This window comes from Streptomyces violascens (assembly GCF_014649955.1).
Lineage (GTDB): Bacteria > Actinomycetota > Actinomycetes > Streptomycetales > Streptomycetaceae > Streptomyces > Streptomyces violascens.
In genome coordinates this window covers 67,942-84,027 of the sequence record NZ_BMUA01000015.1, presented here as the reverse complement: position 1 = coordinate 84,027, position 16,086 = coordinate 67,942, and the positions used below count along the sequence as shown (strand labels likewise).

The 16,086-nt window shown below is 70.1% G+C and carries 16 protein-coding genes; 1 reads left to right on the top strand and 15 read right to left on the bottom strand.

Annotation, left to right across the window (positions count from 1 at the left end):
- Positions 1–383: 383 nt before the first annotated feature.
- The 5 genes from IE206_RS26265 to IE206_RS26245 all read right to left on the bottom strand — a co-directional run bounded on the left by IE206_RS26265 (position 384) and on the right by IE206_RS26245 (position 4,593).
- Positions 384–1,241, bottom strand: coding sequence for a carbohydrate ABC transporter permease (locus tag IE206_RS26265; RefSeq protein WP_189966173.1), 858 nt, complete (start codon positions 1,239–1,241; stop codon positions 384–386).
- Complete coding sequence (locus IE206_RS26260) at positions 1,238–2,188, bottom strand: carbohydrate ABC transporter permease (RefSeq protein WP_189966171.1); 951 nt, start codon at positions 2,186–2,188, stop codon at positions 1,238–1,240. The genes IE206_RS26265 and IE206_RS26260 overlap by 4 nt, the downstream gene beginning before the upstream one ends.
- Complete coding sequence (locus IE206_RS26255) at positions 2,185–3,501, bottom strand: extracellular solute-binding protein (RefSeq protein WP_226598939.1); 1,317 nt, start codon at positions 3,499–3,501, stop codon at positions 2,185–2,187. The genes IE206_RS26260 and IE206_RS26255 overlap by 4 nt, the downstream gene beginning before the upstream one ends.
- 188 nt (positions 3,502–3,689) lie before the next feature.
- The gene (locus IE206_RS26250; protein ID WP_078966510.1) at positions 3,690–3,977 is read right to left on the bottom strand and encodes a DUF3039 domain-containing protein; all 288 of its coding nucleotides are present in this window, start codon (positions 3,975–3,977) and stop codon (positions 3,690–3,692) included.
- 55 nt (positions 3,978–4,032) lie between these two features.
- Positions 4,033–4,593 (bottom strand): YqgE/AlgH family protein, encoded by a 561-nt coding sequence (locus tag IE206_RS26245; protein ID WP_053727200.1) that lies wholly within the window; start codon positions 4,591–4,593, stop codon positions 4,033–4,035.
- Positions 4,594–4,887: 294 nt separating this feature from the next.
- On the opposite strand from IE206_RS26245, the gene murA reads away from it, so the two are divergent.
- The gene (gene murA / locus IE206_RS26240; protein WP_189966167.1) at positions 4,888–6,228 is read left to right on the top strand and encodes a UDP-N-acetylglucosamine 1-carboxyvinyltransferase; all 1,341 of its coding nucleotides are present in this window, start codon (positions 4,888–4,890) and stop codon (positions 6,226–6,228) included.
- Positions 6,229–6,408: 180 nt separating this feature from the next.
- Here the strand turns inward: murA and IE206_RS26235 are convergent, their stop codons facing one another.
- The 10 genes from IE206_RS26235 to IE206_RS26190 form a co-directional block, all read right to left on the bottom strand.
- Positions 6,409–6,690 carry an HU family DNA-binding protein gene (locus IE206_RS26235; protein WP_003968811.1) on the bottom strand — a complete coding sequence of 94 codons (282 nt, stop codon included), beginning with the start codon at positions 6,688–6,690 and terminating at the stop codon, positions 6,409–6,411.
- A gap of 370 nt (positions 6,691–7,060) precedes the next feature.
- Entirely contained in the window at positions 7,061–8,494 is a 1,434-nt protein-coding gene (locus tag IE206_RS26230) for an NAD-dependent malic enzyme (protein WP_189966165.1), read from the bottom strand.
- Positions 8,495–8,902: 408 nt separating this feature from the next.
- Positions 8,903–11,287, bottom strand: coding sequence for a HelD family protein (locus tag IE206_RS26225; protein WP_229853221.1), 2,385 nt, complete (start codon positions 11,285–11,287; stop codon positions 8,903–8,905).
- A 117-nt stretch (positions 11,288–11,404) separates the two neighbouring features.
- Positions 11,405–12,166, bottom strand: a complete 762-nt coding sequence (locus IE206_RS26220; protein WP_189966163.1) for an anti-sigma factor family protein — start codon at positions 12,164–12,166, stop codon at positions 11,405–11,407.
- Positions 12,163–12,750, bottom strand: a complete 588-nt coding sequence (locus IE206_RS26215) for a sigma-70 family RNA polymerase sigma factor (protein WP_078966511.1) — start codon at positions 12,748–12,750, stop codon at positions 12,163–12,165. The genes IE206_RS26220 and IE206_RS26215 overlap by 4 nt, the downstream gene beginning before the upstream one ends.
- Positions 12,751–12,842: 92 nt before the next feature.
- The gene (locus IE206_RS26210) at positions 12,843–13,403 is read right to left on the bottom strand and encodes a CGNR zinc finger domain-containing protein (RefSeq protein ID WP_189966160.1); all 561 of its coding nucleotides are present in this window, start codon (positions 13,401–13,403) and stop codon (positions 12,843–12,845) included.
- 162 nt (positions 13,404–13,565) lie between these two features.
- A complete protein-coding gene (locus tag IE206_RS26205; protein WP_226598940.1) occupies positions 13,566–13,922 on the bottom strand; it encodes a hypothetical protein in 357 nt (118 codons plus the stop codon).
- 366 nt (positions 13,923–14,288) lie between these two features.
- Complete coding sequence (locus IE206_RS26200; protein WP_189966159.1) at positions 14,289–14,591, bottom strand: hypothetical protein; 303 nt, start codon at positions 14,589–14,591, stop codon at positions 14,289–14,291.
- Between the two features lie 348 nt (positions 14,592–14,939).
- A complete protein-coding gene (locus tag IE206_RS26195) occupies positions 14,940–15,293 on the bottom strand; it encodes a hypothetical protein (RefSeq protein ID WP_189966157.1) in 354 nt (117 codons plus the stop codon).
- A 270-nt stretch (positions 15,294–15,563) separates the two neighbouring features.
- Positions 15,564–15,806, bottom strand: a complete 243-nt coding sequence (locus IE206_RS26190) for a hypothetical protein (RefSeq protein ID WP_189966155.1) — start codon at positions 15,804–15,806, stop codon at positions 15,564–15,566.
- Positions 15,807–16,086 lie beyond the last annotated feature (280 nt).

Here is a 16,086-nt window from a genome sequence, read left to right as displayed (position 1 = left end):
CCCCGCTCCTCAAGCGCCGGAGGGGCTGGATCTGCCGCTGCGCGTGCCGCTGGGGCGTTGCGGGGCGAAGTCCCCCGCGGGGAGGGCGGGCCAGCGCCTCCGGGGTCCGGGGCGGAGCCCCGAAGCGGGGCGAGGGGCGCAGCCCCCGGCGGGTCCGGGGCGGAGCCCCAGGGGCCCAGCCCAGCCAACGCCGGGCAACGGGCGGGCGGATGGGCAAGCTCCCCAGGGCCTGGCGCACAGCCCCAGGAGCACAGCCCGGCCAACGCCGGGCAACGGGCGGGCGGGTGGGGACAACGCCCCCGGGGCTCCAGGGCAGAGCGCAAGCGCCCCCGCCCGGCCCAGGGCCAACCCCGCCGCACCCTCGGAACCGGCGGAGCCAGGCGTCATTTGACCGCACCCCCCACCCCCGAGACCAGCCTCCGCTGCACCAGCACGAAGAACACCAGCACCGGCAGCGTCATCACCGTCGACGCCGCCATGATCCCGCCCCAGTCGTTCTCGTCCGGCTTGAAGAAGACGAGCAGTGCCATCGGCAGCGTGGACTGCGACGTGTCGCTGATGATGAACGACTTCGCGAACAGGAAGTCGTTCCAGGCAGCGATGAAGGAGAAGACGCTTGTCGCCACCAGCCCCGGAAACACCAGCGGGAACAGGATCTGCCAGAGGAACCGCGTCCGGCTCGCCCCGTCCAGCGCCGCCGCCTCCTCCAGCGCCACCGGCACCCCCTTCACGAAGCCCCGCAGCATCCAGATCGCGAAGGGCAGCGAGAAGGCCAGGTGCGGCAGGATCAGCGAGCCCAGGGTGTTCAGCTGGCCCAGATCCCGCATCAGGAAGAACAGCGGGATCGTCAGCGCCTCGACCGGCACCATCTGCGCCACCAGGAACATGATCAGCAGCGTGGTGCGGAACCTGAACCGGAAGCGCGTCACCGCCGTCGCCGCCAGGAAGGCGATCAGCGCCGAGAGCAGCACCACCGAGCCCGCCACCACCAGGCTGTTGAGGAAGTACCGCCCGAAGTCCTGCTGCGTGAAGACCCGGCGGAAGGAGTCGAGGGAGGGGGACAGCGTCCAGGGCCGGGGGTGCGCCGACTGCACCTCCCCCGCCGGTTTGAAGGCGGACAGCACCATCCAGTACAGCGGGAAGGCGACCACCACGGCCGCCACCAGCGCGCCCGCCTCGGCAGCCAACCGCCCCGGGCGGCGAACACGTACGAAACCCACAAGAACACGTACGGAACTCACAGCTCCTCCCCCCGCCCCCGCAGCACCCTCAGATACACCAGCGTCGCCGCCAGCAGGATCAGCAGCATCACGACGCCGATCGCCGAGCCGAGGCTGTACTGCGAGGACGCGAACGCCTTCTGGTACGCGTACACGTTCAGGACCAGGTTCTGGCCCGCGATCCCGCCCCCGTTCGTCATGACGTAGATCTGCGTGAAGACCTTGAAGTCCCAGATGACGGACTGGATCGTGACGACCGTGAGGATCGGCCGCAGCATCGGGACCATGACGGACCGCCAGATCCGCCACTGCGAGGCTCCGTCGAGCGCGGCCGCCTCCAGGACCTCGCCCGGGATCGCCCGGATCCCGGCGTACACCGTGACCATCACGAACGGGAAGGAGCACCACACCACTTCGAGCAGGACGAGCAGGAACGCGCTGTAGCGGCCGTACGTCCACGAGTGGTCGCCGAGGCCCAGGACCCGGTTGACCGGGCCGAAGTCCGGGTCGAAGAGGAACATCCACACCGTCGAGCCGGTGATCGCGGGAGTCGCCCACGCGCCGAGCGCGGCCAGCATCAGCGCGAGCCGGGGCAGTGCCCGTACGCGCGTGAGCAGCACCGCGAGCGCGCAGCCCACGGCGAGAGTGCTCAGCACGCAGGCGGCCGCGAAGACGACCGTGGCGAGCAGCACCGACCAGAACTGACTGTCCGAGAAGAGCGCGGAGTAGTTGCCAAGGCCCTGGAAGCTGGTCGGCTCACCGCCGCTGACCTGGGCCTGGGTGTATTCCAGGAACGAGATCAGGCCGAGTTGGTAGATCGGGTAGACGAGGAGCGCGCCGAGGACGGCGAGTGCGGGGGCCAGGTAGAGCCACGGGGTCCAGCCCCCCTGCCGGTGCGAGCGGCGGCCCGGCGCCGGCTTCGCCACCGGCACCCGTACGGCGTCCCGTGTGGCGGTCGCGGGGCTCAACCCGCCGCCCCGAACACGTCGTTCATCTTCTTCGCCGCGTCCGCCGACGCCTTGGCGACGTCCTTCTTGCCGCTGACGATCTCCTGGAACATCGTCGGCAGCACGAGCGAGGAGTCGATCTGGCCCCAACCAGGCGACACGGGAACGGACTTGGCACCCGCCGCCAGGCTGCGCACGAACGGCTCGACGAACGGCTGCTTCCTCGCGACCTCCGCGCGCACGTCGGTGTACGTCGGCAGGAAGCCCATCGCGTCGAACAGCTCGCGCTGGGTGGCCTTGCCGGCGAGCTGTTCCATGAGCCCGACCGCGAGCGTGCGGTGCGAACTGCTCTTCAGCACGCCGATGTTGTTGCCGCCCGCGAAGGCCGGGGCGACCGAGCCCGGCGCGATGCCCGGCAGCGGCACGACCGCGTACTTGCCCTTGACGGTCCCCGCCTCGACGGCCGCGTGGTTGAAGTCGCCGCCGATCGCCATGGCCGCCTTGCCGTTCGCGAAGGCGGTGACGGTGGCGTTGCCGCCCATCTGCGCGCACTTGGCGGCGGGACAGTTGGTGTCGCCGAAGAGCGAGGTGTAGGCGGCGACGCCCTTGCGGGAGGCTTCGCTGTCGATCGCCGAGGTGTATTTCCCGCCGTTCTCGGTGGCCAGTTCACCACCGTTGGCCCACAGGAAGGGCAGCGCGCCGTAGGTGTAGGCGCCGCCCACCGCGAGCCCGTACAGGTCCGGCTTCGCCCGGTGGACCTTCTTCGCGGTCGCGATCAGCTCGTCCTGGGTCCTGGGCACGGCGAGGCCGAGGCCCTTGAGGACGTCGGTGCGGTAGTAGAGGGCGCGTACGCCCACGAACAGCGGGGCCCCGTAGACCTTTCCGCCCACGGTGACGGACTGCTTCGCCGTCGGGTCGGTGTCCTTCGCCTCGGGCCAGGCGGCGAACTCGGCGCTCACATCGGCGAGTCCGCCGTCCTTCACATAGCCGGCCGTGTCGGTGTTGCCGTACTCGATCAGGTCGGGCGCGGAGGCGGGGTCGTTGAAGGCGGCCTTGATCTTCTGGGCGCGGGTGTCGACGGGTATGTACTCGACCTGCACGTCGGCGCCCTTGTGGGCCTTTTCGAAGGCGGCCACGGCCTTGTCCACCACCTGCTGTTTGGGGCCGTTGCTCACCTCCTGGAAGAGCCAGACCCGCAGGGTGCCGCTCCTGTCGTCGCTCTTGGCGCTGTTGTCGGACGTCTGCGGGGCGCAGGCGGCCAGGCCGGCGAGGGCAAGTGCCGCCAGCGGCAGGGCAGTCAGAGCAGCTCGGGCGGTTCGGGCAGTGAGCTTCACGGCAGAGATCCTCCCCATGGTCGTTGCAACCTACGCAACGAGCGTTTCGCATACTGCACAACAGGGAGGAGGTTATGGCGGAGGCAAAGCCCCCGGCAAGAGGTCTGGACAACCCGCACACGCAAAACGGCCCCCCGGGTGTGCGTCACGCACACTCAGGGGGCCGCGCAGGCCATCCGGTCCGGGGGCTACTTCTTGTCCTTGCCGCCCTTGTCCTTGTCGCCACCGGCGCCCATGGACTCGTAGATCTCCTTGCACATCGGGCAGACCGGGTACTTCTTCGGGTCGCGCCCCGGCACCCAGACCTTGCCGCAGAGCGCGACGACGGGCGTGCCGTCCAGCGCGCTCGCCATGATCTTGTCCTTCTGGACGTAGTGGGCGAAGCGCTCGTGGTCGCCGTCGCCGTTCGACACCTGGGGTGTCGGCTCTACGAGGGTCCCCGTACCTGCCCCGCGCTCGGGCTCAAGAGTGCTCATAACCACCAAGGGTACTGAAGGCAAACGGATTGGGTGGAGGCGCGTCGCCGGGGCGTCAATTGAGCGAGGGATCGTCCGGATAGGTGGCGACCATCGCGAGCTCGCTGCGCTGGCGGCGCAGCACCGCCCGCCACAGGCTCTCGGGTTCCGGGGACGAGACGTCACCGGGTTCCGACTCGACCACGTACCAGGCGCCGTCGGTGAGCTCGTCCTCCAGCTGGCCGGGGCCCCAGCCCGCGTACCCGGCGAAGATCCGCAGCGAGCCGAGGGCGGCGGCGAGCAGTTCGGGCGGCGCCTCCAGGTCGACCAGGCCGATCGCCCCGTACACCCGCCGCCAGCCGAGCGGGCCCTCGTCGCCGGGGATGACGGCGACGCCGAGGGCCGAGTCGAGCGAGACCGGGCCGCCCTGGAAGACCACACCGGGCTCGCCGGCCAGCCCCGCCCAGGACTCCAGGATGTCGCCGACCCCGACCGGGGTCGGCCGGTTCAGGACCACGCCGAGCGTGCCCTCCTCGTCGTGGTCGAGGAGCAGCACCACCGCGCGGTCGAAGTTCGGATCCGCGAGCGCGGGGGTCGCGACGAGCAGCCGCCCTGTGAGCGAGGACACCTCGGTCATGCGGACATGATCCCGCATAAGTGGGCGATGAGGATAGGAAGGTGCCGCGCGAAGCGCGACGTTGAGGGGTGGCGGTCGGGTGACGGGCGGGCGCACGGCAGCAAGAGGGCGTCTTCCCTCGTGCGCCCCCGGACGAGTACCGGGGTACGTGACGCTGCGCTGAATTTCCTGCGCGGAGCGTGCTGTAGCGAATTCATTACCTTCGTGAACCCTCCTCGGCCTTACGGGGCAGGGGTGAAAGCCCCTTACCCTTTATCCCTGCCCCTTGCCCGACCACTCCGGAACGCGAGATTCATGACCGGCACAGACGATGTACTGCTTGTCCACGGCGGAACCCCGCTCGAGGGCGAGATCCGCGTCCGCGGCGCGAAGAACCTCGTGCCGAAGGCGATGGTCGCCGCCCTTCTCGGCAGCGGCCCGAGCAGACTGCGCAATGTGCCCGACATCCGCGACGTGCGCGTCGTACGGGGCCTGCTGCAGCTGCACGGCGTCACCGTCCGCCCCGGCGACGAGCCGGGCGAGCTGATCCTCGACCCGTCCCACGTCGAGTCCGCCAACGTCGCCGACATCGACGCGCACGCGGGTTCCTCGCGGATCCCGATCCTGCTGTGCGGCCCGCTCCTGCACCGGCTGGGCCACGCCTTCATCCCGGGCCTCGGCGGCTGCGACATCGGCGGCCGGCCCATCGACTTCCACTTCGAGGTGCTGCGCCAGTTCGGCGCGACCATCGAGAAGCGTGCGGACGGCCAGTACCTGGAGGCCCCGCAGCGCCTTCGCGGCTGCAAGATCCGGCTGCCCTACCCCTCGGTCGGCGCGACCGAGCAGGTGCTGCTCACCGCGGTGCTCGCGGAGGGTGTGACCGAGCTCTCCAACGCCGCGGTCGAGCCGGAGATCGAGGACCTCATCTGCGTCCTGCAGAAGATGGGCGCGATCATCGCCATGGACACCGACCGGACCATCCGCGTCACCGGTGTCGACAAGCTCGGCGGCTACACCCACCGCGCCCTCTCGGACCGCCTGGAGGCCGCCTCGTGGGCCTCCGCCGCGCTGGCGACCGAGGGCAACATCTACGTCCGCGGCGCCCAGCAGCGCTCGATGATGACGTTCCTGAACACCTACCGGAAGGTCGGCGGCGCCTTCGAGATCGACGACGAGGGCATCCGCTTCTGGCACCCCGGCGGCTCGCTCAAGTCCATCGCCCTCGAAACGGACGTGCACCCCGGCTTCCAGACCGACTGGCAGCAGCCGCTGGTCGTCGCCCTCACCCAGGCCACCGGCCTGTCCATCGTCCACGAGACGGTGTACGAGTCGCGGCTCGGCTTCACCTCGGCGCTGAACCAGATGGGCGCGCACATCCAGCTGTACCGCGAGTGCCTGGGCGGCTCGGACTGCCGCTTCGGCCAGCGCAACTTCCTGCACTCCGCGGTCGTGAGCGGCCCCACGAAGCTCCAGGGCGCCGACCTGATCATCCCGGACCTCCGGGGCGGCTTCTCGTACCTGATCGCCGCCCTGGCGGCCCAGGGCACGTCCCGGGTCCACGGCATCGACCTGATCAACCGCGGCTACGAAAACTTCATGGAGAAGCTGGAGAGCCTGGGCGCGAAGGTCGAGCTCCCCAACGGTTCGCTGGTCTGACCGTGCAGGGGGCTCCGCCCCCTGCACCCCCGCGCGGGCCGGCACCAGTGCTGTCAGGGACGCGGGAACTGCACAAGAAGCAAGCACGGCCCGCGGGCCGACGCAAAAGGGCGGCCACCCTGTTTCCAGGGTGGCCGCCCTCAGTGTTGCTGCCAAGCGGCCTTGCAGAGCAAGGAACGCTTACTTGCCCTTGGCGGCTTCCTTGAGCTTCGAGCCCGCGGAGACCTTCACGCTGTAGCCGGCCGGGATGTTGATCGGGTCGCCGGTCTGCGGGTTACGAGCGGTACGAGCGGCACGGTGGGTGCGCTCGAAGGTCAGGAAGCCGGGGATGGTGACCTTCTCGTCGCCCTTGGCGACGATCTCGCCGACGGTCTCGGCGAGAGCGGCCAGCACGGCGTCGGCGTCCTTGCGGGTCACCTCGGCGCGGTCGGCCAGCGCGGCCACCAGCTCACTGCGGTTCATGTTCTTACTCCCGTGTTCTTCTTGCCTGTGAGGCGTGCCACGCGGCGGAAGCCGCATGTTGGGTACAGCGAAGCCGATGCTGCCAGGGCCCTCGGACAGTCCCCGCACCCGGGTCACGACCCTCGCGTCCATGGGGGGTCCCCCCTGGACGAAGTCCTTGGGGAAGCATCCTGCCCCCACCTACGGCGGGAAAGCCAATCCGGCACCCTCCCGAGTCACCCTGAGTCACACGAAAAGCGCCACTGCCTCATCGAGGTGACGCTCCGTCGACAGGGTGAGAACTCCCGGGCCGGGGCCGGTGCGGATGCGGGTCATGGTCCGTCACCCTAAGGGGGCGTTACTGGGCCCGCATCCCGCGACGCGCCGGAGCTCAGGCCGACGTGGGCGCCGTCACAGCGCCCCCGGCGGCCTTGGCGGCGTTGCGGACGGCTCCCGCGACCGCTCCGGCGACCTTGTCGTTGAAGACCGACGGGATGATGTAGTTCGCGTTGAGCTCGTCCTCGGCGACGACGTCCGCGAGCGCGCCGGCCGCGGCCAGCATCATCTCGGTGTTGACCGTGCGGGACTGGGCGTCCAGGAGGCCCCGGAAGACGCCCGGGAAGACCAGCACGTTGTTGATCTGGTTGGGGAAGTCCGAGCGGCCGGTGGCCACAACTGCCGCGCTCTGGCGGGCGATCGCGGGGTCGACCTCGGGGTCCGGGTTCGCGAGCGCGAACACGATCGCGCCGTCGGCCATCGCCGCGACGTCGTCCCCGTTGAGCACGTTGGGGGCGGAGACGCCGATGAAGACGTCGGCGCCGACCACGGCCTCCTTGAGCGTGCCGGTCAGGCCCTCGGGGTTGGTGTTGTCGGCGATCCAGCGCAGCGCGGACTCGGGGCTCGCGCTGATCAGATCGTCGCGCCCGGCGTGCACCACGCCGTGGATGTCGGCGACGACGGCGTTCTTGACACCGGCCGCGAGCAGCAGCTTGAGGATGGCGGTACCGGCCGCGCCGGCGCCGGACATGACGACGCGTACGTCGCCAATTCCCTTGCCCACCACGCGAAGTGCGTTGGTCAGCGAGGCGAGCACCACGATCGCGGTGCCGTGCTGGTCGTCGTGGAAGACGGGGATGTCGAGGGCCTCGCGCAGGCGGGCCTCGATCTCGAAGCAGCGGGGCGCGGAGATGTCTTCGAGGTTGATGCCCGCGAAGCCGGGGGCGATCGCCTTGACGATCTCGACGATGGCGTCGGAGTCCTGGGTGTCCAGGCAGATCGGCCAGGCGTCGATGCCGGCGAAGCGCTTGAAGAGGGCCGCCTTGCCCTCCATGACGGGCAGCGCGGCCATCGGGCCGATGTTGCCGAGGCCGAGCACCGCGGAGCCGTCCGTCACGACTGCGACGGAGTTGCGCTTGATGGTGAGGCGGCGGGCGTCCTCGGGGTTCTCGGCGATCGCCATGCACACGCGGGCCACGCCCGGGGTGTAGACCATGGAGAGGTCGTCACGGTTGCGGATGGGGTGCTTCGACGCCATCTCGATCTTGCCGCCGAGGTGCATCAGGAACGTACGGTCGGAGACCTTGCCGAGGGTGACGCCCTCGATGCCGCGCAGCTTCTCGACGATCTCGTCGGCGTGCGCGGTGGAGGTGGCCGCGATGGTGACGTCGATCCGCAGCTTCTCGTGGCCGGAGGCGGTCACGTCGAGGCCGGTCACCGACCCGCCGGAGGACTCCACGGCGGTGGTGAGCTGAGAGACCGCCGTGCCGCTGGCGGGCACCTCAAGACGGACCGTCATCGAGTACGAGACGCTGGGCGCCGTTGCCATGACCGTGTTCCTCTGCTTTCCCTGGCTTCGTTGCTGGCGCCGCCCCGGCTGTGGCGCGGCGGTGCCATCCGATGGTCGCACCTACTGGCTGGTAGCCGATAATGGGCGACTCTTTTCGGAAAGTTGTTTCCACCATACGAGAAAGTGATGGTCCGGCGGAAGACCCTTCCGGAGACTGCCGACACCCGCCAACGGCACCCGCACCAACGACAACAGGCCCACGTCATCCGAAGATGACGTGGGCCTGTCGCTCACGTTAATGACACCGACCCGCCATGCTCGCCTCGCGGCAAGTGGTCGCTCTGAGCGACTAAGGTTGGGCCCGGGGGCTTGGATCGAGCCGGTGCCACACCCAGGCTAACAAACCACCCCGGCAAGTGATCCCCGCATCGCGAGTTGACCCCGAATTTAATCGCGGAGCAGGTCGGGCACCCCGTCCGTGTCGGGCTCGTCCCGCTCGCCGGAGACGACCGTGAGCTGCTGCGTCGCCCGGGTCAACGCCACATACAGCACCCGCAGTCCGGCCGGGGACTCGTCCGCGATCTCGGCCGGCGATACGACCACCGTGGCGTCGTACTCCAGTCCCTTGGCCTCCAGGCTGCCGAGCGCCACCACCCGGTCGCCGAGCCCGGCGAGCCAGCGCGCGGCCTGTTCGCGGCGCCGCATCGCGACGACCACGCCGACCGTTCCGTCGACCCGGTCGAGCAGCCGCGCCGCCTCCTCCCGTACGCAGCGGGCGAGGTCCCCTTCGCGTACGACCGCGAACCGGGGCTGGACTCCCGTCGAGCGGACGGCGGCCGGGGACTTCATGCCCGGCATGGCCAACGCCAGCACTTTGGCGGCCAGTTCGGCGATCTCGGCCGGGTTGCGGTAGTTGACGGTCAGCTCGAAACGGCGGCGCGGGCGGCTGCCCAGCGCCTCGTCGCGGGCCTCGGCGGCCTCGTCCGGGTCGGACCACGAGGACTGCGCCGGGTCGCCCACGACCGTCCAGGTGGCGGTGCGCCCGCGCCGGCCGACCATCCGCCACTGCATGGGGGTCAGGTCCTGCGCCTCGTCGACGATGACGTGCGCGTACTCGGTGCGTTCCTGGGCGAGCCGCTCGGCGCGCTCGCGCTGGGTCTCCTCGCGGTGCGGCATCAGCTCTTCGAGGCCGGTGAGCGCGTCGAGCGGGTCGTACTCGCGCTTCTTCTTCGGCCGGGCCGGGGCGCCGAGCAGCGTCTCCAGCTCGTCGAGCAGGGCCACGTCGTGCACCGAGAAGGCGCCGTCGGCGGTGCGCGCGAGCGAGCGGGCCAGGCGCCGCACCTCGCCCTGGTTGAGGACCCGGCGGGCCCAGCGCGACAGGCGCTTCTCGTCCGCCATCGCGGCGAGCACCCCGCGCGGAGTGAGCTCGGGCCACCACGCGTCGAGGAAGGTGATGAAGGAGTCCTCGGAGGCGATGTCGTCGTCGAAGGAGGAGCGCAGTTCGGCGGCGAGCTCGGGGTCGGTGTGACGGCCGTTCGCGCCCGACTTCGACCACAGGGCGTCGAGCAGCAGCCTGCGGGCGCGCGGGCGCAGCAGGTTCACGGGCGCGGTGCCGCCGAGCACGTTCTGGCGGATGCGCCGCAGCTCCTCGCCCTCCAGCTCGATGCGCGCGCCGAAGGCGACGACGCGCAGCCGCTGGGCGGGCGCCTCGTCACCACCGAGAGCGAGCTGCTCCCCGCCGCGCCGGCGGGAGCGCCTGGGCTGCTCCCCCGGCCCTTCCAGGGCGCCCCTGGCAGCCCTGCGCAGGACGTGGAGCATGCGGGACGAGCCCTTGATCCGGGCGATGGCCGGGTCGTCGTACTCGGTGGCCTCCGCGCCGTCCACGAGGTTGCCGACCGCGCGGATCGCGACCTGGCCCTCCTCGCCGAGCGAGGGCAGCACGCCCTCGGTGTAGGCGACGAGCAGCGGGGTCGGCGAGACGATCAGGATGCCGCCGGCGTAGCGGCGCCGGTCCTGGTAGAGGAGGTAGGCCGCGCGGTGCAGCGCGACCGCCGTCTTGCCGGTGCCGGGGCCGCCCTCGACGTACGTCACCGAGGCGGCGGGCGCCCGGATGACCAGGTCCTGCTCGGCCTGGATGGAGGCGACGATGTCCCGCATGGTGTGGCTGCGGGCCTGGCCGAGCGCGGCCATCAGGGCGCCGTCGCCGATCACGGGCAGCTCGGCGCCGTTCAGGGTCGCCTTGAGCTCCGGGCGCATCAGGTCGTCCTCGACGCCGAGCACCCTGCGGCCCTTGGAGCGGATGACCCGGCGGCGTACGACACGGCCCGGGTCGACCGGCGTCGAGCGGTAGAAGGGCGCCGCGGCCGGCGCCCGCCAGTCGATCACCAGCGGCGAGTAGTCGGAGTCCAGGACGCCGATCCGGCCGATGTGCAGGGTCTCGGCGATGTCGGCCGTGCCGTCGGGGCGCACGGCGTCCTCGGCCGGGTCGACCGAGGTGTACGCGCCGTCCGGGCCCTTCTTGCCGTCCTTGCCGAGCAGCAGGTCGATCCGGCCGAAGAGGAAGTCCTCGAACTCGTTGTTGAGCCGGTTGAGATGGACCCCCGCCCGGAAGACCTGGGCGTCGCGCTCGGCGAGCGCGCCGGGCGTGCCGACCTGCCCGCGCTTGGCGGCGTCGTTCATCAGGAACTCCGCCTCGTGGATCTTCTCCTCCAGGCGGCGGTACACCTGGTCGAGATGTACCTGTTCCCCAGCGATCTCGCGTTCCCGGACCGAATCCACAGCGGATTCGGCGGTACCGGAAGCGGTATCGACAGCGGCATCCTGCGCGGCCACCGAGGCCCCCTTCTGACGTGCATTGGGCAGCCGTCAACCGTACGCGAAGGGGGACCCGATGTCAGGCCACAATTTGATGCCGAACCGCATGTCGGGACGGTTGTCCCGCCGCGCGGCTCAGGCCGGTACGTCCACGAGAGCCTTCCCGTCGAACGTACGGACCTCGAAGTGGTCGATCTGGTCGCGGTTCATCGCGGTGCCGCCGTGCACGTACAGCGGATACTTCGCCGACTCGTGCGGGCTGTCCTTGATCCCGTAGCCCCAGTTGGGCACCGCCCAGGACGTGACGGTCTCCTGGTCGCCGTTCTTGCCGACCGCGATCAGGCTGCACTTGAGGGGGCCCTTGACGTTCTTGAGCTCCAGGACGGTGTGGGTGCCCCACGCCTTCGCCTCGGTGCCGACGGTCGCGGTGACGTCGGTCTTCGGGTCGGTCGCGGAGACCTTCTGGGTCATGTGGTTGAAGAAGGCGTCCTCGGCCGGGCTGGTCGGATGCGCCTCGGCGCTCTGGTGGGTGCCGGTGTCTCCGGAGGTCGCCACCACCGCGATCGCCGGGCCGCCGACGATCAGTGCGGCCGCGGCCGCCACCAGGTACGTGGTGCGCCGGCGGCGCTTGGCGCGCTGGGCCGCGACCTCGTTGATCAGGGTCGTGGTCATGCTGGGCGGCGCCGGGCGCAGCGGCTGGGCGGCGGGGCCCGGGAACTCCTTGAGGGTGGCCAGCATCGGCTCCATGCCGGCCAGGCCGTCGAGTTCGGCGGCGCACAGGTCGCAGCCCGCGAGGTGCGCTTCGAAGGCGGTGGCCTCGGCGTCGTCCAGGATGCCGAGCGCGTACGCGCCGACAGCCTCGTGCAGCGAGCCTTCCGCGTGGTCCCCGGTCGTCATGTCGTCACCCCCCGTTCCTCCAGTGCGAGTTTCATGGAGCGCAGGGCGTAGAAGACGCGGGACCGCACGGTCCCGCTGGGTACGCCGAGCGCCTGGGCCGCCTCATTGACCGTACGTCCCTTGAAGTACGTCTCGACGAGGGCCTCCCGGTGGGCCGGGGTGAGGTCGTCGAGCGCATCGGAGAGGGTCATCAGCCACAACGCCTTGTCGATCTCGTCCTCCGCGGGCATGACCTCCAGCGGCGACGGATCGACCTCCTGCGGCCGGGCCTGCCGGCTGCGGTGGCCGTCGATGACGATGCGGCGCGCGACCGTCACCAGCCAGGGGCGGACCGAACCGGTGGCCCGATTGAGCTGACCGGCGTTCTTCCAGGCACGGATGAGCGTCTCCTGCACGACGTCCTCGGCCCGCTGCCGGTCGCCGGCGACGAGGCGCATGACGTACCCGAGCAGCGGCCCCGCGTGCTCGCGGTACAGCGCCCGCATCAGCTCTTCGTCGGGCACGGAGCGGTGCTTGGCCCCGCGCGGACGGTCATCGGCCACGGCGGCATCCTTGCGCAACCGGCACCTCCAGGTCGAGACCATCCCGGCGCGCGGCTGCGAGCCGGTTCATCTCTCCATACGGGCGGTTGTCGGGATCCATTCAAACGCGGGACGACTTTCTTCGTACGGGTCTCTCAGGGTGCGGCGACGCGGCGCCGGTGCCGGGCCACCCGCTCGCGGTTTCCGCACGCCTCGCTGGAGCACCAGCGGCGCCTGCGTCCGCGCGAGGTGTCGAGGTAGAGCAGCCGGCAGTTGTCGCCCTCGCACTGGCGGAGCCGGGCCCGGGCCTCGGGGTCGGTGAGCAGGTCGACGGCGTCCCGGGCGACCGCGGCGAGCAGCGCGCCGCATTCGGGGGCGCGGCTCAGGGCGCGTACGAGTCCGCCGTCGGCGCCCCGGATCGCGCGGACGCCCGGGGGCGGGGCGGCCGCGAGCGCGTTGACACGGTCGAGGGCGGCGGGCGCGCCGTCGGCGGGGCCGCCGAGTTCTGCGTGGATCAACTGGCCGATGCAGCACCGCAGTTCGATGAACCGGACCGGCCAGTCGCGCCCGAGCCCGGTGAGCGGGGTGCCGCGCGGGACCAGACCGGCGCGGAGCAGCCACTGGCCCAACTGTGCGGTGCTGTCGAGCTGTTCCCTCTCGTACGCCCCGGTCGCCAGCAGATCCAGACAGATCCGCCCCGGGTCGAACCGCACCATGCGCCTGTCACCGCCTAGGGGGTTACCGGTGAGTGCCACCCCCCAGAGTGCCCGCCCGGAGCTTCCCCCGGAACCCCTCCTACCGGGCGGTTACCGGCACGAGGGGAACCGACGCCCGCGTCCGCTCCCCCGCAGCGGACCACACCCTTCGCCGGTCGCGCCTCAGAACTCGAAGTGCGGCACCTTGACGCCCTTGGGCAACTTGGCGTTGTTGGAGCAGCCCACGGTCGGCCCGACCTGCATGGTCTCCTGGTTCACCTGGGTGTCCCCGGGCATCAGCAGGTTCGGCCGGTCGGTCGTCGAGCATTCCTGCGTCTGCTTGATGCTGTAGCTGCCGTTCTTCTTGTCGATGTGAACGGTCTCGCTCTTGTGGATGCAGGTGGTCTCACCCGCGGCGGAGGTCTTGCACTCGCCCTTGGGCTTGGGCGGCTCGGCGTGCGCCTGCGTGGCGCCGACGCAGATCACGGCGAGACTTCCGATGAGCCCCGAGACGGTTGCGATCTTCTGCCGACTGAACATGTGCTGCGTTCCTTTGCAATCGAGGCTCGGGCGCCTGCGCCAGGGCTGTGGCGTGCACTCGACCCTTGGGGGAATTCGAAATACGGCGATGGCAGCGATGCAGCCCGGGCGCGCACCCTGGTGGGTTTTTTGCGCGTCCGGGCTGCCCTTGCCGTTGAGGGTGTTGTCCGGCACACCGTCGAGCAATTCGAGCCGGTCCAGGAGACGGACATTCGAATAGCGCGACCCGCATTGCGGTGTTCTGCCGGATATCGATACGCCTTATGGGGCTCAGTGCGGCGCGAGGCAGGGAATTTCCCGACCCGCCACCGCTGCGACTACGGCCGCAGCTCCCCGAAATGTGCGCACCGAGCTCGGGGAATTTCTTTACTGACCTTCGCCGTCCTGGCCGTGGTCGCCGCCGTCGTGGTCCCCACCGTGGTCCTGGCCGTGGTCCTGGCCATAGCTGACACCGGCACCGTTCTCCGGGGCGAACACCGGCGCGCCACCGCGGCCATGGTGCTCGTCGCCGCCGTCCCAGCCACCGCCACCGTTGTTGGCAACGGCGTTGGCCTGCGAGGAAGCCACCGCGGTGACCCCGCCGTCGTGGGCGAAGCTGACGCCGGCACCGAGGATGGACAGCCCGGCGATCGCTGCGGCTACGGCCGCAGCCCGCTGAAACTTGCGCATAATTCGACTCTTCCTTGACTAGGTGTGAAGCCCTGACCGGACTACTTAATGTGAGCATATACACACGGAGTGTGTTCATCTGGGATCTTTGGCTCCTTTCCGTGCTCCGTGTCGGCCATGGCAAGACGCCCTTCGTCCACCGTGGACGAAGGGAATTGAGGGAGCTCGGTCGCGCTCACCGCTCTCCCGGGAAACGACATTTCCCCGGGGGTGAGTCACGGGCAGCGGGGGACGGTCACTCGTTTGCGCGCCGGACCGGAAACGGCGGATGGCCGGACCCGGTCGCCCGGTCCGGCCATCCGCCGTCAAAAAGGTGAGGAAAGGCGTCGGAGGATTCCGACCCCGTACTCAGTTCAGCAGGCCAAGGGGATTGACACCCGGCTCCTCGCCCCTTTCGGGCCCCGGGTTGGTGGGGGAACAGGTCACCTCGGGGCCGATCTTCATGTTCCCGCGGTTCAGCAGGCCCATGACGGGCAGCGACAGGGGCTCCGTCGGCACACAGCCCTGCGCCTGACGGAGGATGTACCCGCCGCCGTCGGGCGCACTGCCGACGAACCGCTGGATGCAGGTGGTGCTGCCCTGGGAGTCGTGGCTGCACACGCCCGCCCCTTCCGCGGCGTACGCCTGGGTGGCACCGGCGCAGGTCACGACGAGGCCGCCGAGAAGCCCCGAGACGGCCGCGATCTTCTTCGCACTGAACATGTGATGCGTTTTCCTTTGTGAGGGGCGCCGGGGCGCCGCGAACCGTCCGCGCCGGGCCCTGGGCAGGCCGGAGAACCGGGCTCCAGCGTCCGACCCATGTCCGGGACGTTCGGGTCCGTTTCGCTTACGAAGTGAAGGGCTTGCCTATCGCAGGCACGGTTACTGCAGTCGGCGGCCTCACGCTCCGGGTGGCCGCACAGGAACGGGCCCCCTCGGGGGTGACCCCGAAGGGGCCCGCTGAAAGCGTCGGGCTCGCTTACGCCGCCGACCTCACCTGGTGAATGCGTTGTTGAACTGGCCGCAGGTGGTGCCCAAGGTGTCGGAGAGACCGAGCACGCTGAGCGGGGTGTTGGCCTCGGCCCCCGCCTGCGGGCTGCACTCCTGGTAGGGGCGGTAGTGGTCGTTCTGGTGCACGCCTTCATTGGCGGAGGCGGTACCGGCGCCGGCGCCGACCGCGGCCAGACCGCCAGCCGCCGCCACTGCTGCGATCATGGCCTGCTGAAACTTACGCATGGAACCTCGGTCCTCCATTGCCTGTACATCGAGGTTGAATGCCCACCGTTACCGGGTGAACACAAACAGTAACGATGCACCTCCCCAGAGGGTGCGCCCTCTCGCCGACAATGACTCTGCGTGCACTCGAACAACACGGCGCCGTCGACCTCGAACCGCCCATGGGCCGAGATGTGTCGGCCGGTGCCGCCGAATGCCCGGTGGACCGATTGGCTCACATCCGCCGATCACTCAATCCACTCAAAAGTGGTAACACGTCATGTTCCGGGTGTCTCCGTTC

Coding starts and splice junctions, on each gene's coding strand:
- murA (WP_189966167.1), top strand. CDS start 4,888: ATGACCGGCACAGACGATGTACTGCTTGTCCACGGCGGAACCCCGCTC.
- IE206_RS26220 (WP_189966163.1), bottom strand. CDS start 12,166: ATGACGACCGGGGACCACGCGGAAGGCTCGCTGCACGAGGCTGTCGGC.
- IE206_RS26250 (WP_078966510.1), bottom strand. CDS start 3,977: ATGAGCACTCTTGAGCCCGAGCGCGGGGCAGGTACGGGGACCCTCGTA.
- IE206_RS26235 (WP_003968811.1), bottom strand. CDS start 6,690: ATGAACCGCAGTGAGCTGGTGGCCGCGCTGGCCGACCGCGCCGAGGTG.
- IE206_RS26195 (WP_189966157.1), bottom strand. CDS start 15,293: ATGTTCAGTGCGAAGAAGATCGCGGCCGTCTCGGGGCTTCTCGGCGGC.
- IE206_RS26215 (WP_078966511.1), bottom strand. CDS start 12,750: ATGGTCTCGACCTGGAGGTGCCGGTTGCGCAAGGATGCCGCCGTGGCC.
- IE206_RS26210 (WP_189966160.1), bottom strand. CDS start 13,403: ATGGTGCGGTTCGACCCGGGGCGGATCTGTCTGGATCTGCTGGCGACC.
- IE206_RS26205 (WP_226598940.1), bottom strand. CDS start 13,922: ATGTTCAGTCGGCAGAAGATCGCAACCGTCTCGGGGCTCATCGGAAGT.
- IE206_RS26245 (WP_053727200.1), bottom strand. CDS start 4,593: ATGACCGAGGTGTCCTCGCTCACAGGGCGGCTGCTCGTCGCGACCCCC.
- IE206_RS26190 (WP_189966155.1), bottom strand. CDS start 15,806: ATGCGTAAGTTTCAGCAGGCCATGATCGCAGCAGTGGCGGCGGCTGGC.
- IE206_RS26200 (WP_189966159.1), bottom strand. CDS start 14,591: ATGCGCAAGTTTCAGCGGGCTGCGGCCGTAGCCGCAGCGATCGCCGGG.
- IE206_RS26230 (WP_189966165.1), bottom strand. CDS start 8,494: ATGGCAACGGCGCCCAGCGTCTCGTACTCGATGACGGTCCGTCTTGAG.